Source organism: Corallincola holothuriorum, from assembly GCF_003336225.1.
GTDB lineage: Bacteria > Pseudomonadota > Gammaproteobacteria > Enterobacterales > Neiellaceae > Corallincola > Corallincola holothuriorum.
On sequence record NZ_QPID01000009.1, the window covers coordinates 94,370 to 113,072 of the forward strand.

Below are 18,703 nucleotides of genomic sequence, written 5' to 3' on the forward strand. Positions count from 1 at the left end.
ATGGACAGAAACGAGTTAGTGCGTGATGGGGAAAACCGTATTGGGGACAGGCGCTGCAAGTCCCTGCGGTCGTTCCTTGTTAGGAACCATGCAAATAGCAGGATGCCCAGTTCTCAAACTCACACGGCACTCTAGAGCCTTTGAGAACCAAATACACTTCCATAAATACGATCGCACATAGAAATAATGAACCGGTGAAGTAGAGCATCGTGTTTTTTATTTCAGGTAAACGCGGCGGACGTGGAATCTTCGTGAATGTCAGGCTTGGGTAGCGTCGCTTGAGAATCTGCGGTGCATAGATGGTTAAGTAGTAACGCACAGACGCATCGTACAGCCCAATCAAGAATAATAGGGAAATCGTTGCGTTGACACCTGGCTGGTTTGTACCCAAACAAGTAAGTGCCAATGAGTATGACAAAACGCCTAGCGTCAAATTCTGAAACCATGCGAACTCATTATAGATTTCTTCGATTGCTTCGTTCATAGCTTATTAATACCAAATGGTCCTACGCCGCTGAATGGGTTGATGATAGCGGCGTTGCCGCGTTGTAGTTGCCATCCTTTGGCGCGAAGCGCCCATAAGGCGTTGTTTTGTTCTAGTAGAACTGCGTATAGTCCGATTCTATATCAGCTAACTGAGCCAGCTGATCGAGAATTGACTTGCCTACGCGAAGTAACCTTTCTGTTCGCTCAGGATTATCCCATCCTTCAGCTCCATGCTTGCCACCGTGGAACAGATTGTTCCTGACGGTTTTCAGCAAGCGAACAACTCTACATAGTTCCGACTTACAATCATCGAACCCCACATCTTTCCATTCAAGCTCAGAGTGCGCCCCCACTTTTTGCCTTTTGGGATTCAGCTGGAGCAATTCACTGGTTTCAGCCGTGTGCTCAAATCCCTCGGCTAAAAACTCGACTAAGCTATCCCACCCTGGCTCTGCATTCTTACCTTGCTCATTACATTTAAGAAATTTGTTCTCTTTCAATGCAAATTCGAAACGTGAGAACCAGTAAAAGAAATCGAATGCTAACTCTCTCAATTGATGATCAATGTCTTCTTTGCGCACTAAACCTCCTGAGCAACATATAAATTGTATAGTGCGCATACGCTTCGTTCACATCATACCAACAAGTATGCGCACGTCTAACACTATGATTATTTAGATAACCATCAAGCCCAAGTAATTGACACTAAAGATAATTATTAAGGCAATCAAGTGAAAATACGCAACAATGGGTCTGTTAGCAGTTAAAATCTCTCGAGATCTAAGTACCACTGTATGTCCCCCATCTTTTGAATAGTGAGGGCTTACTGACTTTGGGGCAAAGCTGTTTTATATCCCAAGACTCTGCTAATGCTGTTCATTGACATGACTTCTGACCATTAAAATCTTGGTAAAACTACATGTTCAGCAACCTCAAGCGGCACTCCTTAAATTTTTAGTGGCACTCCTGAAATCTTAAGTGGCACTCCCGAGCATCATGCTGATAAGGCGATTAAAATTATGATGCAGACAAAAGGGAGGCAGGCATGGGCGAGTCGTTTCAATTGAGTGATCTGAGCGCAGACTTCTATCCATCGATAGTAGTGCTCGATGATCCCGGCATCGACGTTCGTTATCGATTTTTGATGTCTCGTTTGGTACGAGAAATGGCTCAGATAGCTCAACCTCATGGATCAATTGAGATCTACAAAATTGAAGCCAGCGATGGCGTACCGCCCACGCCTTTTATGGTCAGCTCGGGAAATGTTGATGATGCCGCCTTAGAGCAGCTCTTCGATGAGCTTACGCCACTCATGCAACGTGTCGCTCAGACAGGGAGTTTAGGAGAGATGGCATGACACGCGAATTTTCAATGGTTTATCAGCTTTTGTTAGAAGCCCAGTCCGATGAGGCTGCAATGAATGCGTTAAGCCATCATGCAAACTCAGAGATAGTTAGTTGGTTCTCGAATGCTTCGATATCCAGCTATGGTGGGATGACGCCGAGGACGCTGCTAGGCCGGTTTGGATTGGACGAACTGCGAGCATATGTGAAGTTTAAGCTAGAAGGTGGTTTTGAATGAGAAGTTCAAGTGAGAATCGAAATGTCGTTGAGCTTAACGACAGGGAGGTTGAGGTTTTGATACATCTCATCGATGCGGAAATGTCGGGGTTCTGTGGTGATTTAGGTTACCAGGAACTTAGCCGGTTGCGCTCGAAATTGGATAGTGCGCAACAGTCGGAGTGGGATCTTGTTCGAAAGCGCTTTGCCGATCTTGATGAGCGAGACTTAGTGGGTGGTGACGACTATTTTGAGAGTCTGAATACCCAAGAGCTGGGAGCTTTGCTTCTTACTCTGCCAGGACTCTGCTCACAACTTATGGCAATCTTCAAAGAACCGGAGGCAGCTAATCGCTGGTTGATTACGCCAAAATCTTCATTGCAGGGACGCACACCGCTGGAATGCTTGCCTCATGAAACCGAACTCGTCGTCGACATGCTTGAACGGATGCGAAGCTGCCGATAAACAGCGTTTCTGTTGCAGGAGAGCGGACATGAGCACGAAAGAGTGGACATACACGAGTAACGAAAGGTTTGGGGTCTATCAGGAAATTACCTTTGAAAAGGATAACCATAACCCGGCAACCATCGAGGTTGTGAACCCGGAAGACTTCAGCTTCTCCAGTGAAACAACTGCTGAAAACGCACGGGTAAGCCTGCTTACCCTGGAAATTCCGGCCGAGGTTTTTGACGAGATTGCGATCGCGTGGTGTAGAAAACGAAAGCTGCATTGTGTGACCTTCAATCGGAGCGAGAGGCGCTCTAAACATGCCGCTACTGACTGATTTTTTTACGCTAATTTACGGTTTCCAACTTGAATACCCTGAGTAGGCAAGAAAGGCATTCATTATTGCACTCAAGTTTCCAACTAAGACTGTTCGAGCGGAAAACCTAACCTACTGAAAGCTAGCTGACGTAATTGGTATACAGTTTCCAACTAGATCTGACGTGATCATTTTTTGATGCGCTGAAAAGCGCGTTGAAGTGACTTTAAAAAGCGAGTGCTACGAGAGTGGTGCTCGCTTTTTTGTTTTTCGTGTTTATTTTGTCAAAACCTTGTACAAAATAGGGGGAGGCTATTGATAAAATTTAAAGGAAATATCAAAGTAGACAACAAGTTAAAGAAAGAGCATGAGTAGCTTCTCGCTAGCTTACGTTTTTCGGGATAGGAAGCATGTTCTCTAAGTGGAGATATAAAGCAGTTGCTTCCTACTTAGCGTTATACACCTAAGGGATAATCGGTGTTCAAATCGAAACAGTTGTACGTGCAGGTTAAGCCGGGGGAAATGATCGCGTCGGTCGTTCCGTCTGGTCGTCGTTGCGAACGTAAATGCGCTGCTTTGTCTCACCCGCGCACCTTAATGGGTGAGTTCGTCGAAATCGAAAAAACACTTACTAGCTTGGTGCAGGAGCTTAGCCCAAAAACCTGGCTTTCTGTTGCACCTGTTATCACTCTGCACTTACTCGGTAACGCGGAAGGCGGGTATACAAATGTGGAAGTTCGTGCATTCAGAGAGGCTGCGCTTGGTGCGGGAGCCAGGGCAGTATTTATGCCGTCCGGGCCAACCCCGTTGAGCGAAAGTGCGGTACTTCAGAAGCAATACTCCGAGCTTGTCGGTGTATAAACAATGCAAGTTACTAACTCATTGCTATGCTCCTAGAGCACAAAGGCCGCTGGCTTTTTCCTGTGGCCGCCGCGTTAGCTGTCAAATGAAACAAGGATCGAGATCAAAAGGAACAGAGCCATTGATTTTCGACCTGAGAGCTTAAGATTTGCCTAGCGCCGACGAGTAATTCCTAGTGACCATATTAAGGTTGGCCTTAATTTGAGGGGGTTGAGGGCTGCGAGATTGACTTACAAGTTGTGAGGACACTATGATTTCAACTCTGTTTTACGCAGCCTACCAGCATGCGTAAGAAGCAAATGGACTGCTTCTATCTTCTGTGATTTCCAATCAACAAGGATGTTAATAATGAGATTCACTGTCCTGACCCACAAAGGCCCATACAACTTCTCTTCTGATTACATCAATCATATGTACCCAGTCGACTCCTTGTACAAGGCCTGTAAGCAAATAGAAAAAGAACCTAAGTTTTCTGATATTTCTGACACTCCTGTCAAACCAACTTCGTTAGCAGGACCATTGGAGAAATTGCCTAATGATCTGAATGGCGCCAAAAGAAAGCAGAGTCTTCTATCGGAACTGGATCGTACCCTTAACATTAGAAATGCTAGAGCGGCTGATCGCCTACATTGGAAGGGACTGAGCAGTATCCCGAGATCAGCGACTAGAGCGCTTGCGCCTATTCAGCCGTCAACGTCGTTGTACCGCAGAACGACAACAACCGCTGGTCTGGCGATGGCTGTTGGGGTCATTTCGCAAAAAGGTAGAGCGATGATTCTCTACGATCTTGTTAAAGGTAATGCTAGAGCTATTGCCCAAAAAGCAAAGCATAAACATCCAGAGTCTAAAGGATGCGTAGTGTCGATAAATATACAGTATCTGAAGGTTCGCAGGGATTTTGGCAGGGCACCTACTTTGTATTCTTTAACAGTTGATAAAGTACTCGACGTTATGTCTGTAGTTGATTTGAGTGCGACTCAATATGTTGGCGAAAAAATATCAAAAATCTGCAATCCTCAGCTATCTCCCATACCTGAGCTCAGTATCAAGGTGCACCCTGATTCACAAGTCGAACATAATAAATATGGATACGCCATCCTATACCTTAAATGTGAGTGGTAAAAATGAATAGATACATTCTCTTGGCCTCAATTTTAGTTCTGCTGTTTGGTGCTGGATGTTCTGATGTCACTGCACCAACTAGAGACTTCTCTCAAGAGGTGCAGAGCTTGCGTTTAGATTCTCTAGAACCTGGCGTCTATGAAAATGAGGTGGCCAAATTAAAGTCCCTTGCCGATAACGACAATCCTATAGCGCAATATCGCTATGCAAACATACTGCTCGAGAGAGAAGACCTTGATGGCACCAAGTTGTACTTGAAGCGCGGAGTGGCACTGGGGGAAATGCATTCCGCCGAATTACTTGGATTTCTCTATATCAAAAATGAAGATCCAAGCGATGATGTTGAGGGCTTTGAGCTGCTGACAGAAGCCGCAGAATCAGGTTTGGCGTTTACACAATTTTACTTAGGCTCATGTTTCTCTGATGAAGAGTGTGCTTTGCCTCGTAACACTGAGCTTTCATACTACTGGCTGAAGAAGGCTTACGAAAATGGACAAACAGGAGCCAAGTTTTTGCTTGAAGAAGTTTCTGGTCAAGTTCCAGATAAAGCAGTAGCAATGCAGCGATATGACGAGAACGTTAAGAAGGTCATCTGCGAGATAGATAGCAGCAAGTGCTAGGGTTTCGTTTGCGCCTGTTCCAATTAAACAGTTTTTCCTACGCCCTGAAAACGTCAATTGAAGGGGCTTTGTAAATGAGTGAGCACAAACGAAATGGTTTTATGTCGGCAGTGAGATCTTTTGCTGCAGGTTATTTTTTAGAAGCCTATGTGCTTATCTTAGCCATTATCTGTTTACTTGTTTGGGCTCGTTTCGATTCGCTGGTGGCGGGTGGTCTTGTCGCTGTGGTTGGCTTGGTTATGGGGGGTTTCTTGAGTGATAAAATAAAGGGTAACCTTAAGAAGGACGAGCAGTAAAAGTCTGCTGTGAGTTCTTTGAAATGGCTATGCCATTCTTTATCTTAAATGAGAGTTTATAGATATTGTCGGTGGGCTTTATTGTCGTTCGGAATCAAGTTGTATCGATAGATCTGATGAGAAAGACTCGATGAAAGATAAGTACTTTTATCGCCCTCATCCAAAGGTTGAGTTAGATACCAAGGTAAAGTCCTTTCAAGTTCACCTCCCGGCCAAGCGTGTTGATAGAGAAGGGAGGCTAGCATGGTAGTAAAGTTTGGGGTATTTGTTTCTCTATTCCAGATAGTTACGTGTGCTGTGCATGCTCACACTGGGCTCTGGAAAGATTATGATATTAATGATCCTAATCTCACTATGGACATGGTTGCAAGGCAATGTCAGAGAAGCCTAATGCATGCTCCAGATCCAGGTTTGGTAGAGGTTTGGTGTGATAAATCCTATAAAATGGGAAATTGGGAATCCTTACACATAATTGGCTTACATACGGGCGATGGCTCTCGTTACGTTGCTGAAGTTGAAAAGCATGTTAAGGCCGGAGATGCCCAAGCTATAGATAGTTTAGCGTGGCTTTATAGCCGAGGCCGCTTCGTAGATAAGGATAATGTTCGAGGGATTGAACTATACAATCGATATTTAAATCATAGTGAATCGACCAGCCTTTCGTAGACCACTCGTTAGTTGTAATTTCTAAGTTTCTCATAAGCCAGCGGAGGCATGTCTCCAACGTTGCTGGATTGTCTGGCTGAGAGCATTAATGCTAATTTTTCCCTGCTCCGTTAAATCCGGCCACTTATTCCTTTTTAAGATAGGTGCAGGCCATCGCAGCTATCTCTTGCGGCAACATTGGCACCTTTGCGTTGCGACAGTTTAAGGAGTTCAGCTTGAAATTAAGTGGCATAGGATCTGTGTTTGCTCCTTGGTGTCTGAAACTACAGGAGCGGATCAGTTGATGTTCTCTATGAATTGATTGAACTCCACAAGCACTTTGTCTTTGCTTTCCATTGGCGTATGTAAGGTGACGTAAGATTGGTGATTCTCATACATCATTTCAACGATTTCGATGTAGAAGGCGGTATTGAATTCATCATCAAGGCGGACTTCAACAAAGTATCCTCGGCCTTGCTGCCGAGTTACCTCACCATATGAGATCTTCACTGAATCACGATCGCTTGTAGGGATCGCGTCAGACATGTGTTGCTGCAGAAACAGCTCTAAGTTTGGTCTGCTCGCGCGGGTATCAAATATGTCGATACTTACGCTTGAACCAATGGATGTTGAAATTGTAATCAGGCGTTGGGTTGCTTCTGGGAAGTAGTCTTGTAATACCACCCAATCTTTTGGCAGTACCATTGAAAAGCCATTTTTAGCATATGAAGTACCTACTGAGGGCTCTGGTTTGCTGCACCCGCTTAATATTGAGCAGCCCAGAAGGGCTAAGGGAATGAGAAAGTATAAAGGGGAGTGATATGTTCTGTTCATTGTTTGGTCCTCCATGACCTGTGGGACTATAGCTTCCTCTTTTATGCGCTGACAACCTTGGCTTGTGAGAATGCCGCTAATCGATCAAGATCTTGATAGGTCTGAATGACTACTGCTTGCACAGTACCTTCGGCCGACAACCATCGCTTGTTATTCACTGCAATACGTTGCTATTGGGTCAGCCCCATCACCCTTGAAATATCAGGGTTTGTCCCAAAAGGTCTCTGTCACTTGGCCATTCTCATTCACGACAAGGTAAAAATAGCGGCTTAGTACGAGCTCAGATTGATAGCGATTTAAAGCGGTCAGCTGTTCGTCTGTAGGGGCGTTGTAATACATCACGTACACTTTATCTTGTTGTTCTGGCGTCATCTGTTCTTGTTCAATCAAGGTCAATTGAACATTCCGAACACCGCCCTTTAACGCCTCAACGTCTATGGCGGCATGCTGTTGCAAGAAGGTGTGCTTCCAGAACTCCAAGTGATCGGCAATGCTTAGCACTCTTGCTTTTTCGATGGCAAGTGCCTCCCCTTTTAGATACAGAGCCACCTGAGACCAGGCGATGTAAGCAAGCATCACCACCGCCAGAATGATTGAACTTCGGCTTATCTTAATCACTGTCATCTTCCCCTACTCATACGCTAGGTTGACCTATTTGTTATTCCCTGCAGTTGGGCTCAGATTGAAGGAGTCAGGCAGCAGTTGATGCTCGTCGGTACCCATCTGATACGCTTTATCCCAAAGCTCAAATTGACCTTGGGATTAGGCGGGCAGCACTGGACGTTTATTTAGCTGATTCTATACGGTTACAGCAACCGCTTAGTAGTTGTTGCTCTGGGGTGAGCAACATGACTTCATATTCATAGCTGAAATCGGACATGCCATCTGAACACTGATTGGTTTTGCTGAGAGCCACGGATACCGACGCGCTATCGGCACCGGTTGCAGTTAAAAACCAACGGTTGGTGTGATTGCTACTGGTGATAGCTTTGGTTAATTTAAACTGGCCTTGGACGCTATCCATGTCTTCTAAGACAATTGTCCTGTCCTTTAACTCCAGTGACCAGAAAGGTTCGGTGCCAAGGCATTTTAGTGGGCCAAACTCTGCTTCTTGCTGACTGCCATCTTCAGCACATGCCGTTGTTATTAGCAGGCTGAAAAAAGCCGCTATCAGGTAACTTTTTCTTCGCACAATCTCACCTCATTAAGCCAATTTTTGTGCCGCGATGGGGCCAAAAAGTTTTTGTTTGGCAATTAGAATCAGCATCAGGAGCTTACTCACTGCAAGATTCTACTTTGACGATAATGCTACCTTCTACTGTTAGTTGAATTCATTGATTTTTTTATGAGCGGACTCTGTCGTCATGTCTCAGAAGTCGCAGCACGTTCGTTTCTGGTCAGCTTTCTTTGACCGTACTCATGGAATACTTATCCGGTTCTCTCTAGAGCGTTGTCAACTTGTTGATTTTTTGTTACTTTTTTGTTCGCTTTGTCCGAGGGTGAGTTGAGCTAGAGGCCAGTAGTTATGCGTCTTGAGCTTTAACTGTCTTCTTTCTCTTTTATTCTCTAGAGGTCTCAGAAGTTGGTTATTCATACGTTCAAGTTGTCGATTCTATGCCTTGCTATGGCCTGTGCTGGTTGCGGAGGAGGCGGCGGTGATGATCCCGTTATGCAAGCCGATGCAGACCAAGACGGTATTATTGATAATGTCGATTCTTGCCTAAATACCCCGGCCGGTATGACTGTTGATAGTGAAGGATGTGAGATCGTTCCAGACGATACGGTTGGCGATGACGACGATACGGTTGGCGATGACGACGATACGGTTGGCGATGATGACGATACGGTTGGCGATGACGACGATACGGTTGGCGATGACGACGATACGGTTGGCGATGACGACGATACGGTTGGCGATGACGACGATACGGTTGGCGATGACGACGATACAGTTGGCGATGACGAAGATACCGTTGGCGATGGCGATGGCGACGATACGGTTGGTGATGACGACGATACCGTTGGTGATGACGACGATACCGTTGGTGATGACGACAATGAGGTCATTGCCGAGGTGTGTACTGAGATAAAGGCCGTTGATTTTGCACGATATGCCGATATCACTGGTTTTGCTAATGCGACTAAAGACACCAAAGCCGGATTGGAGCTATTACAAATAGCTGAATCGGGAGCGACTGCTGCTGCACAACAGACATACACTGGTATCGATAGTGATGTGATATTTAAGCTGCATACCATACAAGAAGCGGACGGTGAGCCGAGCTATGTGCTCAAAGTTAATGGCACCTCGGTTGGTCAGGCTACTAATACCCGCATACACGGCACTGATACGCCAGAGTACAGCCTCGAAACTCATGTGCTGAATAGTGCATTTTTCTCATTACAAACGAACGACTTTATCCAACTAGAGTTTACTAATCATGCCAATGGCTTGGTGATGAATGGTGATGTCGCCGATAGCGCCCGCGCCCGTTGGTTTAGTTTGGATATTTGTACTGAAGGTACAGATCAAGACAGTGACGGTGTTGCTGATGCGGTGGATCAATGCCCGAATACACCGGAAGGTAGCGTTGTAGATAGTGACGGTTGTGTAGAGCTTCCCGCTGCGGGCGGTGATGAGGTGATCACGGGTGAGTTACGTCAATGGCACAAGGTTACCATCTCCTTTAATGGGCCTGAAGTGGCTGAAACAGACACGATTAACCCGTTCACGGACTATCGTATGGATGTCACTTTCTCTAACGGTGATAGCCGTTATGTGGTGCCGGGATTTTTTGCTGCAGACGGTGATGCGGCTAACAGCGCTGCGGACGAAGGTAACCAATGGCGGGTTCATTTCTCTCCTGACAAGGTGGGAGAATGGAAATATGAAGTATCATTTCGCACTGGTGAGAATGTTGCCCTAAATGCGAATGCATTAGCCGGGCAGTCCGGTGGTGACATTGACGGTGTCTCAGGGGTATTTGTTGTCGCTGATAGCGACAAAACTGGCAGGGATTTCCGCGGTAAAGGGCGCTTACAGTACGTCGGTGAACGTTATCTACGTTTTGCGGAAAGCGGAGAGTACTTTCTGAAACAGGGTTCTGATTCCCCTGAAAATTTGCTGGCTTATGCTGACTTCGACGGTGACTTTAAGTCGGACAATCATAAAGACGATAAGATAAAAACCTGGCAACCCCATGTTGCAGACTGGAATAACGGTGATCCGACTTGGCAGGATGATAAAGGAAAGGGCTTAATCGGCGCGGTTAATTATCTCGTCAGCGAAGGTCAGAATGTTATCTCTTTTCTGACCATGAATATTGAGGGTGACGACCAAAACGTCTTCCCCTACACAGATTATGATGAGCGTTATCGTTTTGATGTTTCTCGTTTAGCTCAGTGGGACGTTGTTTTTTCCCATATGCAGAACAACGGCATCTTCCTGCATTTCAAAACTCAAGAAACTGAAAATGATCATCTGCTTGATAACGGCGAATTAGGTGCCCAGCGCAAGCTTTACTACCGTGAATTGATCGCCCGTTTTGGCTACCACCTGGCATTGAATTGGAATTTAGGTGAGGAGAACACGCAATCGACTCAGCAAGTACAGGATATGGCGAGCTACTTTGCCGCGAATGATCCTTATCAGCATCCTGTTGTTCTGCACACATACCCAGGCCAAAAAGATCAGGTTTATGGGCCGCTATTAGGTGATCAATCTGATTTGCATGGTGCTTCAATGCAAATGGGCCAAGCAGACTTCAGCGATGTTCATAGTCAGGTACTGGAGTGGATTCGGCGCTCAGAAGAGACCGGGAAAGCCTGGATAATTTCGGTCGATGAACCCGGTGATGCGAAGTTTGCGTTACGGCCAGATGATAACGCTGGTGATAGTCAGGTCGATGGGCGTAAAAATGGTGTTTGGGGTACGTTGATGGCGGGGGGAGCCGGCAACGAATGGTACTTTGGCTACGATTATGCTCACTCAGATTTAACGTTGGAAGATTTTCGTAGTCGAGACGCTTGGTGGGATGTCACCCGGTATAGCCTTGAGTTCTTTAAAAACAATAACGTTCCTTTCTGGGATATGGTTAACGACAACAGTATCAGTAGTGCTGAAAATGACTATGGCTTCTATAAAGCGAACGACACTTATGTGGTTTATTTGAAGCAGGGTGGCAGTACGGAATTAGATCTGAATGGTGCATCTGGTACATATGAAGTTGTCTGGTTCGACCCTCGTAACGGGGGGGAACTGCAACAGGGATCTGTGACGGGTGTTGTTGGCGGTGGCTTTGTTGATTTGGGTGAGCCGCCTCAGGAGCCTTCTTCTGATTGGGTTGTTTTGGTGCGACGAGATGATGATTTGGTCATCCCTCCGGTTGTGCCACCTGTTGACCCTGACGAAGACCTTTACGTTGATGTGGATGGCCTGGTGATTATTGAGGCCGAACATACCACCGATGCGTTGGGTGAATGGATTGTGAAGCAAGCGGTAGCCGGGTATACCGGTTCCGGTCATGTTGAATTCACTGGTCCAAATTCATATTCCGCCCCGCAGTCAGCAATATCCTATCGCTTTAAAGTCTCGCAGCCAGGTGATTATCAACTGTATATCCGCGCGCATAAGCGATTAGACGGCGAAGCTGCTGACAAAAACAATGATGCATTTTTCCGTTTGGAAGGGGATTTTGAAGCCAGTACGAGTCATGAAAAAAATGCCGCATTAGCACTACTGAAGAACGACACTAAAATTTTTGGTGGCAGCGCCACTGGATGGGGCTGGGCTACGCAGCTCAACCCTAAACATGGGGAGTTTTATAACCCGGTGTACAAACTGAAAGCGGATACGGAGTATCGGTTTGTGATGAGCGGCCGCTCGACGAAGTTCAACGTAGACCGTTTTATCTTCAGGCATAGCAGTGTCGGTGTTGCGACCGCGAAAGATCCATCGCTTCCTGAGACACTTCAATAAGCTGGCTGAGTGACTCAGAGCACCGTGCTCTGAGTCACTGCTTGTTGAGCCAGTCCTATATGATCACCAGACAATGTCCGACACCCACAAGTCTTGCGGCGCTTGAAGCCCGAAGTGATTGTAGTTGCGCAGAGATTGGTTTTAACTGGGATGCTGATATAGTTGACGTTACCAGCACGCTGTTTTCTTCGGTACTTATGTCATGAAAACCACCCCTGAAAAACTACTAAAAAAGCGGCCTGAGCTTATTCATACCGATGATTGCCAGGTGAACTCCCATGTACAGCGGGAGGAGGGGGATTGGATCCGCCACACATTGATGATCGAAGGTTACGAGGTGCCATTTGTATTTAAGCGGCAGAAGCAATATCAGTCTCTAAAGGGCGCGCGGGTTAATCTTAGTTACTACCCCGAGACCAAGTCAGTGGCAGGATTTGAGATGGAGTTTATGAAGGTAGTGCGTGTGCGTCGCGCTTGATTTAACTTGTTGATCTGACTTGCCATAACGCGATTTTTAGAAAATTCATAAATGGCGGTAGCCCATGTGTTTGACCGATTTTAGGCATGACCTCTGAATTTATGAAAAGCCCGCCTCTTGTCTGAACCAAAGTTTATTGTGCGATATGGAATGAGCGCTGTATGTTTGATCCTGTGAGGGAGTAACAGCTTGTCTACGTGGTTTACTGTATTCATGGTACTCTGAACTCTCCATTCTTCACCTGCTCCCTTAATAATTGCTTAAAGCAAGTTGCCTGATGCGTTGCCCTTCGGCTGCCGTCATGATGCTGCAACCTGCGACTGGCGCTCCTTAACCAGGCATTGTTAGGTTTTTATCCCGTCATTTTTACAGCGTTGTGTTTTTTGATGTTGTAACGGTTGCGACAGCACAGCGTGTACGTACGTAGGCCTATTGGCGACACTGACAATGTGTCCATGCAGTCACTCATTGAATTATTTTAATTACAAGGTAACGACGACATGAACACGTCATTAGTGGGAGTCATTGGGACTTCGAAAAAGCAAGATGAACGCCGGTTTCCTATCCACCCTGAGCACCTTACTCGGATCCCTGAAGCACTTCGGCGCCAACTGATATTTGAAGAGGGCTATGGTGCGCCATTTGGCATCGCAGACTCGGAGATCGCAGCGCTGACCGCAGGCATAGCCACACGCCATGAAATTTTGGCAGAAATTGGCTCGGTTATTATTAACAAGCCAGTGTTGGCAGATCTGCAAGAGTTACGTGAGGGCGGCACGCTTTGGGGCTATGTGCATTGTGTGCAGCAGCAGGAGATCACCCAGGCGGCGATTGACCGTAAGCAGACTTTGATTGCCTTTGAAGATATGTATGTTTGGTCTCCTGACGGGCAGGCTGGTCGCCATACTTTCTATAAAAATAATGAGATGGCCGGTTATTGCGGGGTTATCCATGCATTGCAACTGAAAGGGATTGATGGTCACTATGGTAATCAACGTAAGATCATTATTTTCGGCTTTGGTGCTGTGAGTCGTGGCGCGATCTACGCATTGAAAGCGCATGGCTTCAGAGATATCACTATCTGTATTCAGCGTCCGGATCATGAGGTTCGTGAAGAGGTGCTGGATTGTAACTATGCCAGAATTCGAAGTGGCAATGCAGGCGAAGCACGGATGATGCTGGTAGAGCATGATGGATCTATGCGGCCATTGACTGAGTTGATCAGTGAAGCTGACATTATTGTAAATGGTACTTTTCAGAATACCGAACATCCCATTGATTTTGTGACGCAAGCTGAGGGGGCCAAGCTTAAGCCGAAAAGTCTGATTATTGATGTCAGCTGTGATGAAGGGATGGGGTTCTTTTTTGCTAAACCGACCACATTCGAGACGCCGATAATCCAGTATGGCAGTGTCGACTATTACGCAGTGGATCATACGCCGAGCTATCTATGGGAAAGCGCCACACGCTCTATCTCTGCTGCACTTATTGTCTATTTGCCCACGGTATTGGCTGGCCGTGATGCTTGGCAGCAAGATGAAACCATTAGACGGGCGATCAATATTGATGATGGAGTGATTAAGAACGACGCCATTTTGTCATTTCAAAAGCGTGCGGTGCAGTTTCCTCATCGATATCGTGATCCTGTTACTGAGGAGGCAGAAAGTCAGCTTGCTTAATAGGTCTGTTGGCCCATAAAAATCGTCTTAGTTGCAATGCAGGAATTGACTCATCTTGCAGCTAGAGGGTAAAGCTACCTTTCTCCAGTCGGTCTGTTTGGTATAGCTATCAAACAGATCTTTGGCTTTGCTAATCACAGAGCTAATCTGCTTTTCGAGCAATGGCTTGCACGCTCAGTGACCATCCCCGATGCCTACCAATATTCTACTTATTAATCTCTTCTAATTAATATTCAGGTTTCCTCTAATGGCTATATACATATCTTAGATGACGCATTTAGGTTGTTTGTGTTGGCTTTTGGTATCGCTAACCATATTAGGGTTTAATGTGTTAGCTATCTCTTGTTTGTATTATTTTTATCCACGTTAAGTTTAAGTTGATATTAAGCGGTGTTGATCTAGCTCATTGATTTGATGTGCCTTTGTTTTTGTTTTGTGATCGGTTGAAGATAGTTATTTATTCGTTTGAATAAATAATTTTGTCACATGTAAGGTGTTACGCTGTATCAAGTGGTCGGGATTTATATCGTCACATGATACTTTGTATCAATTATATTATTAGTTTAGATTGTATAAGGAAGTAATTAATGAAAGCTGTTTTATCATTGCTATTGGGCGCTGCTGTTTTATTTGGTCATGGGGTTAATGCACAAGAAGTAAAGCTGCTACAAGCCACATCTACTATTGATTTCTCATTTGCCAATTTCTTTAAAGGTGACATCCTGGTTGAGAATCTGGCCTATGACAAAAAAGTCACTGTCGTTGCTAGCATCAACGGTGAAGAGTGGCAGGAGTATGAAGCTAATTACGCAGAGTCATTAGACAATGGCTTGGAGTTATGGCGCTTTTCTGAGATGAGCCCCTATTCTTTGTCTGAGTACCAGTTTGCCATCAAGTACGAAGTGAATGGGGAAACCTTCTGGGATAACAACAACCACTCTGACTACCTTCTGACCAAGGTTGAAGGTGGACGAGTTGAGAATAACTTTATCCTGCATTCTGATTTCATGATTAAGAACCAGAAGATGAATGATTGGTATCGCTCTCGAGATGGTTTCTACTACATGACTGGCACGCTCTACCTGCAAAACTTAGGTTTCGAGAAGCAGGTGGATGTTGTTTACACCACCGATGGTTGGCAAACCGTGGAAACGGCTGAAGCCAGATACGTTGATTCAAACAATGATGGCTCGTCTGAGGAATGGCGTTACTCACTAAAGAGTGAAGTTGCTAATCAGCATGTTGAATTCGCAATTCGCTATCGCGTGAATGGTGATGAATATTGGGACAACAACTTTGGCCGTAATTACAGCCGCTAGCAGGTATTGATCATATAGATTACTACCCTCGTTAGTTAGCGTGACGACGCGTTGATGGTATCCTCGGCGTGTCGTCATTTTTTAGCTTCCTCAGCGTCTTCCTTACCATTTTTAATTCTTTAAAGTCATTGTATTATATGTGGTTACTATTCTACTGGGACTGCATTTTGTCTGAACTCACTACGAGAATCGCGACTACTGATGACATGGATAGTGTCTATCGTCTGACCCATGATGCTTTTGTCGGCGCAGGCTTAACACCCGCCACTAAAAGTGGCCAACTAATTCACTTTCCTGAATTGGATAACATGCCCAAAACAAAGGTGATTGTGGCTGAAGTGAATGGGCGCATCGTTGGTACTAACAGTATTACTTTTGATGGCCCAGCGGGACTCCATACTGACAAGTTTTTTCCTGAAGAAACTCAATCTATTCGTGACGAAGGTCGAAACCTAGCGTCCAGCTGGCGAGTTGCTGTAGATCCAAGCTTCAGAAATCAGCTTAAGGTGATCCGTTCAATTTTCAAGCAAACCTTTGCCGTTGCTGATGCCTACAACTTGGAGTGCTGTTTGTTCACTTTTTATGAGAAGCACGAAAAGATTTATCAAAAATTGATCAACGCCAGAAGTCTCTGCAAGAAGTCTTATAGCAATGAGTTTTACACTGATAAGACACAAGTGCTGATGCGGGTTGATATAGAAGATTTTCTGGGAACTGCTTGGCAAACGTAGGGAAGTTAGTAAATGGCGGCAGGATGCTCCTGCCGCCATTTTGATCGTGTATCGGTTTATCTGTGCGTTTTACTGTATCTCAAGTACCGCAAATGAGTTTGCTGCCACGTCGACGCTGAAGCTGCCGCCGCTGACGGTCACGTTGGTCTCGTTATATGTGCCATTCGCGCTATCGGGCGTGAGTAAGCGATAACTGCCGTCAGTGAGGTTGTTGAAGGTGTAGCTAAACGCCGCGCCTTTGGTCAGGGCTACGTAGGCTGCTACGCCGCCCAAATCACGTTTAAATGCGGTGAGATGTTCGATGCCAGATCATGTGTCATCCGGTAAAGATGTTTGCGGCGTGGTAAGACTAATTAGGGATGTTATTTGCTTGAAAACACCCGTTCTGCTGGTGCCGAACGGGTGCTGTTTTTGCTAATAAGTGCTGTTTACTTCTCTGTTAATTTAACGTCGTCAACAATAAAGCTGCTACCGGCGTTCGGGCCAAAGAAGTGGATCGCAGCTTCCTGCAGTGCACCCGATAGCTCTAAGGTGACTTCACCGCTTAACATGGTCCATTCTGTGGTTGCGCTGACTTTATCAAGCCTGATCCAATGACGACCCGTGTCATCGACATACGTCAATCGAGCTTCAATGTTGCCACTGCCTGAAGCCATGCGAGTCCATGCTTCAAGTGCGTAACTCTTACCGTTGTCTAATTTTGTTGTGACCAACTGTCTGGGGCCATCGTACCAGGCCCAACGACGGTAGCTTTGCAGCGCATAGTTTCCGCTGTGGGCGCTCGCAGTTCGTTTTATTCTTCCCCAAAAACCTTCAGTCCAATTAGTGACATTACCCTCTTCAAGGTTGCCGTTATCGATCAGGTTATCAGGTTCAGTTGGATCAGTTGGATCGGTTGGATCTGTTGGATCGGTTGGGTCCGTCGGGGCTTGGTCTTCTGCGACAACGCTGACTTGATCCAGGTAGAACTCGCGACCCGCTTCAGGTCCGTAGAACAGGATATAGGCACTTTCGATGCTGGTTGAATCCGTTAGATCCAATTCGGCGTTTATCTCTGTCCATTTGTCTGAAGATATACCGATTTTACCCAGACTAATAAATCTGAAGCCATTGTTGTCGGTAATACCAATCGTTGCTGAGCCCGGTTGTGAGCCGTTCCCTTTTAACTTCATTGCAGCAGAGACTTTGAATTTTTTCCCTGGTGTCAGGCTGTTTGTCAAAGTATATGCTGGGCCTGAATAGCTATATGGGCGACTAAACGAACGCACACTTTGCTCGCCGGTATATCGCTTGATCTGGTCCAGTGCGACTTGGGCGTCATATTGACCGAACCACGGTGTTAAGCCATTTTCAAAGCTGGCATTGGTGATTAGGTTGCCGTCGATAGTGGGGACTTCACGGATCGGATCGGCCGGATCTGTATCTCCGCCGCCGTCACCGCCGTCACCGCCATCGCCGCCATCGCCGCCGTCACCACCGTCACCGCCATCGGTATGCTTGGTTGGGTAGAAATCAGCCATTTGAGCTGAGATTTGGTTTACTGCGTAGGAAGCATCCGCTGAATTAGCGGCGTTTCTGTCTACGCCGCAGGGCAGGCCATCACAGATACTGATGCGGGGGTTAGAGAATACGTCGATATAGTTATTGGTATTGAACAGATGGGCGTAGGTCATGATGGTACCAAAGCGGTAGTCAACACCGTGGCCTAGACCATAGGTGAAGATGCCACCACTGGTGTCCTGTTTTCGATCGTGGCCCAGGCCCATGTTGTGGCCCACTTCGTGAGCAAAGGTTAAGGCACCACAGTTTGAACCAGAAATTGAGAATGCATAGTTTTTAAACCAGGAACTCATCTGTCCATCACCAGAGCCGACATAGCCTAAGCCACATGCGCCGCCTGAAGCGACTGTGAGGTAGGCGACGACATCGGCGCCGTGTTCGGCACGCATCTCCTTGACGGTGGCGTCATTGAGGAAATTGTCTAAGCTACTGCCATCCACGGCGTTTACGCCATTCACGGCGAGTTTTTGTTGATGGACCAAACGCAGCCTGACATTCATGTTACTGGTCTGATAGGCGCTATTGGAATAGGAGATAAGTTGGTTTACGTAGGTTTCTATTGCACCTCGGCGATCCTGCTCTGCAGCCGTATCATAGAGCACCATTACATCAACAATATCGTTAGCAGCGACCGCCGTGGTTACCGCCATCATTGATACTGAACCGATCAAAGAAAGCGCAACGCTTTTTGATCTATTTCCAAATTTTTGCGAGAAAGACATCCGTATTACCTATGTGATTATTAAATTTATTTTCTATTGTTTAATTCTAT

Annotated in this window: 21 protein-coding genes; 14 read left to right on the forward strand and 7 right to left on the reverse strand. The window is 46.1% G+C overall.

Translation table 11 applies throughout. The features are described from left to right. Nucleotides 1–79 precede the first annotated feature (79 nt). The gene (locus tag DU002_RS14590; protein ID WP_114339136.1) at nucleotides 80–484 is read right to left on the reverse strand and encodes a hypothetical protein; all 405 of its coding nucleotides are present in this window, start codon (nucleotides 482–484) and stop codon (nucleotides 80–82) included. Between the two features lie 112 nt (nucleotides 485–596). Continuing rightward, on the reverse strand, nucleotides 597–1,067 hold the full coding sequence (locus tag DU002_RS14595; protein ID WP_114339137.1) for a hypothetical protein: 471 nt from the start codon (nucleotides 1,065–1,067) through the stop codon (nucleotides 597–599). Nucleotides 1,068–1,531: 464 nt separating this feature from the next. On the opposite strand from DU002_RS14595, the gene DU002_RS14600 reads away from it, so the two are divergent. The 9 genes from DU002_RS14600 (at nucleotide 1,532) to DU002_RS14640 (ending at nucleotide 6,373) form a co-directional block, all read left to right on the forward strand. After that, nucleotides 1,532–1,843, forward strand: a complete 312-nt coding sequence (locus DU002_RS14600) for a hypothetical protein (protein WP_114339138.1) — start codon at nucleotides 1,532–1,534, stop codon at nucleotides 1,841–1,843. Continuing rightward, nucleotides 1,840–2,067: a hypothetical protein gene (locus DU002_RS14605; protein ID WP_114339139.1), complete on the forward strand. Its 228-nt coding sequence runs from the start codon at nucleotides 1,840–1,842 to the stop codon at nucleotides 2,065–2,067. Before DU002_RS14600 ends, DU002_RS14605 begins: the two co-directional genes overlap by 4 nt. Further along, nucleotides 2,064–2,510 (forward strand): MbcA/ParS/Xre antitoxin family protein, encoded by a 447-nt coding sequence (locus tag DU002_RS14610; RefSeq protein ID WP_158538072.1) that lies wholly within the window; start codon nucleotides 2,064–2,066, stop codon nucleotides 2,508–2,510. Before DU002_RS14605 ends, DU002_RS14610 begins: the two co-directional genes overlap by 4 nt. Before the next feature lie 28 nt (nucleotides 2,511–2,538). Continuing rightward, the gene (locus DU002_RS14615; protein ID WP_114339140.1) at nucleotides 2,539–2,829 is read left to right on the forward strand and encodes a hypothetical protein; all 291 of its coding nucleotides are present in this window, start codon (nucleotides 2,539–2,541) and stop codon (nucleotides 2,827–2,829) included. Nucleotides 2,830–3,285: 456 nt separating this feature from the next. Further along, complete coding sequence (locus DU002_RS14620; RefSeq protein WP_114339141.1) at nucleotides 3,286–3,669, forward strand: hypothetical protein; 384 nt, start codon at nucleotides 3,286–3,288, stop codon at nucleotides 3,667–3,669. Between the two features lie 348 nt (nucleotides 3,670–4,017). Next, the gene (locus DU002_RS14625; RefSeq protein ID WP_114339142.1) at nucleotides 4,018–4,791 is read left to right on the forward strand and encodes a hypothetical protein; all 774 of its coding nucleotides are present in this window, start codon (nucleotides 4,018–4,020) and stop codon (nucleotides 4,789–4,791) included. 2 nt (nucleotides 4,792–4,793) lie between these two features. Continuing rightward, the gene (locus DU002_RS14630; protein ID WP_114339143.1) at nucleotides 4,794–5,411 is read left to right on the forward strand and encodes a tetratricopeptide repeat protein; all 618 of its coding nucleotides are present in this window, start codon (nucleotides 4,794–4,796) and stop codon (nucleotides 5,409–5,411) included. Between the two features lie 74 nt (nucleotides 5,412–5,485). Next, entirely contained in the window at nucleotides 5,486–5,707 is a 222-nt protein-coding gene (locus tag DU002_RS14635; RefSeq protein WP_114339144.1) for a hypothetical protein, read from the forward strand. 243 nt (nucleotides 5,708–5,950) lie between these two features. After that, a complete protein-coding gene (locus DU002_RS14640; RefSeq protein WP_114339145.1) occupies nucleotides 5,951–6,373 on the forward strand; it encodes an SEL1-like repeat protein in 423 nt (140 codons plus the stop codon). A 276-nt stretch (nucleotides 6,374–6,649) separates the two neighbouring features. Here the strand turns inward: DU002_RS14640 and DU002_RS14645 are convergent, their stop codons facing one another. The 3 genes from DU002_RS14645 to DU002_RS14655 form a co-directional block, all read right to left on the reverse strand. Beyond that, the gene (locus DU002_RS14645) at nucleotides 6,650–7,057 is read right to left on the reverse strand and encodes a hypothetical protein (RefSeq protein ID WP_114339146.1); all 408 of its coding nucleotides are present in this window, start codon (nucleotides 7,055–7,057) and stop codon (nucleotides 6,650–6,652) included. 330 nt (nucleotides 7,058–7,387) lie between these two features. Next, complete coding sequence (locus DU002_RS14650; protein ID WP_114339147.1) at nucleotides 7,388–7,810, reverse strand: hypothetical protein; 423 nt, start codon at nucleotides 7,808–7,810, stop codon at nucleotides 7,388–7,390. 160 nt (nucleotides 7,811–7,970) lie between these two features. After that, a complete protein-coding gene (locus DU002_RS14655) occupies nucleotides 7,971–8,378 on the reverse strand; it encodes a hypothetical protein (protein ID WP_114339148.1) in 408 nt (135 codons plus the stop codon). A 390-nt stretch (nucleotides 8,379–8,768) separates the two neighbouring features. On the opposite strand from DU002_RS14655, the gene DU002_RS14660 reads away from it, so the two are divergent. The 5 genes from DU002_RS14660 to DU002_RS14680 all read left to right on the forward strand — a co-directional run bounded on the left by DU002_RS14660 (nucleotide 8,769) and on the right by DU002_RS14680 (nucleotide 16,371). Then, nucleotides 8,769–12,164, forward strand: coding sequence for a DUF5060 domain-containing protein (locus DU002_RS14660; protein ID WP_199405254.1), 3,396 nt, complete (start codon nucleotides 8,769–8,771; stop codon nucleotides 12,162–12,164). A gap of 202 nt (nucleotides 12,165–12,366) precedes the next feature. Continuing rightward, nucleotides 12,367–12,642 (forward strand): hypothetical protein, encoded by a 276-nt coding sequence (locus DU002_RS14665; RefSeq protein ID WP_114339149.1) that lies wholly within the window; start codon nucleotides 12,367–12,369, stop codon nucleotides 12,640–12,642. A 500-nt stretch (nucleotides 12,643–13,142) separates the two neighbouring features. Next, nucleotides 13,143–14,321 (forward strand): N(5)-(carboxyethyl)ornithine synthase, encoded by a 1,179-nt coding sequence (locus tag DU002_RS14670; protein WP_114339150.1) that lies wholly within the window; start codon nucleotides 13,143–13,145, stop codon nucleotides 14,319–14,321. Nucleotides 14,322–14,908: 587 nt separating this feature from the next. Next, nucleotides 14,909–15,640, forward strand: coding sequence for a carbohydrate-binding protein (locus tag DU002_RS14675; RefSeq protein WP_114339151.1), 732 nt, complete (start codon nucleotides 14,909–14,911; stop codon nucleotides 15,638–15,640). A 167-nt stretch (nucleotides 15,641–15,807) separates the two neighbouring features. Further along, entirely contained in the window at nucleotides 15,808–16,371 is a 564-nt protein-coding gene (locus DU002_RS14680; RefSeq protein ID WP_147271874.1) for an N-acyl amino acid synthase FeeM domain-containing protein, read from the forward strand. A gap of 69 nt (nucleotides 16,372–16,440) precedes the next feature. Here the strand turns inward: DU002_RS14680 and DU002_RS14685 are convergent, their stop codons facing one another. Beyond that, complete coding sequence (locus DU002_RS14685; protein WP_114339153.1) at nucleotides 16,441–16,644, reverse strand: hypothetical protein; 204 nt, start codon at nucleotides 16,642–16,644, stop codon at nucleotides 16,441–16,443. Nucleotides 16,645–16,799: 155 nt separating this feature from the next. Next, the gene (gene mep72 / locus DU002_RS14690; protein ID WP_114339154.1) at nucleotides 16,800–18,653 is read right to left on the reverse strand and encodes a biofilm-associated metzincin protease Mep72; all 1,854 of its coding nucleotides are present in this window, start codon (nucleotides 18,651–18,653) and stop codon (nucleotides 16,800–16,802) included. Nucleotides 18,654–18,703 lie beyond the last annotated feature (50 nt).

Excerpts from the sequence above, each read along its gene's own strand:
- DU002_RS14590 (WP_114339136.1), bottom strand. The coding sequence starts at position 484 with ATGAACGAAGCAATCGAAGAAATCTATAATGAGTTCGCATGGTTTCAG.
- DU002_RS14600 (WP_114339138.1), top strand. The coding sequence starts at position 1,532 with ATGGGCGAGTCGTTTCAATTGAGTGATCTGAGCGCAGACTTCTATCCA.
- DU002_RS14605 (WP_114339139.1), top strand. The coding sequence starts at position 1,840 with ATGACACGCGAATTTTCAATGGTTTATCAGCTTTTGTTAGAAGCCCAG.
- DU002_RS14610 (WP_158538072.1), top strand. The coding sequence starts at position 2,064 with ATGAGAAGTTCAAGTGAGAATCGAAATGTCGTTGAGCTTAACGACAGG.
- DU002_RS14615 (WP_114339140.1), top strand. The coding sequence starts at position 2,539 with ATGAGCACGAAAGAGTGGACATACACGAGTAACGAAAGGTTTGGGGTC.
- DU002_RS14625 (WP_114339142.1), top strand. The coding sequence starts at position 4,018 with ATGAGATTCACTGTCCTGACCCACAAAGGCCCATACAACTTCTCTTCT.
- DU002_RS14630 (WP_114339143.1), top strand. The coding sequence starts at position 4,794 with ATGAATAGATACATTCTCTTGGCCTCAATTTTAGTTCTGCTGTTTGGT.
- DU002_RS14635 (WP_114339144.1), top strand. The coding sequence starts at position 5,486 with ATGAGTGAGCACAAACGAAATGGTTTTATGTCGGCAGTGAGATCTTTT.
- DU002_RS14640 (WP_114339145.1), top strand. The coding sequence starts at position 5,951 with ATGGTAGTAAAGTTTGGGGTATTTGTTTCTCTATTCCAGATAGTTACG.
- DU002_RS14645 (WP_114339146.1), bottom strand. The coding sequence starts at position 7,057 with ATGGTACTGCCAAAAGATTGGGTGGTATTACAAGACTACTTCCCAGAA.
- DU002_RS14650 (WP_114339147.1), bottom strand. The coding sequence starts at position 7,810 with ATGACAGTGATTAAGATAAGCCGAAGTTCAATCATTCTGGCGGTGGTG.
- DU002_RS14665 (WP_114339149.1), top strand. The coding sequence starts at position 12,367 with ATGAAAACCACCCCTGAAAAACTACTAAAAAAGCGGCCTGAGCTTATT.
- DU002_RS14670 (WP_114339150.1), top strand. The coding sequence starts at position 13,143 with ATGAACACGTCATTAGTGGGAGTCATTGGGACTTCGAAAAAGCAAGAT.
- DU002_RS14675 (WP_114339151.1), top strand. The coding sequence starts at position 14,909 with ATGAAAGCTGTTTTATCATTGCTATTGGGCGCTGCTGTTTTATTTGGT.
- mep72 (WP_114339154.1), bottom strand. The coding sequence starts at position 18,653 with ATGTCTTTCTCGCAAAAATTTGGAAATAGATCAAAAAGCGTTGCGCTT.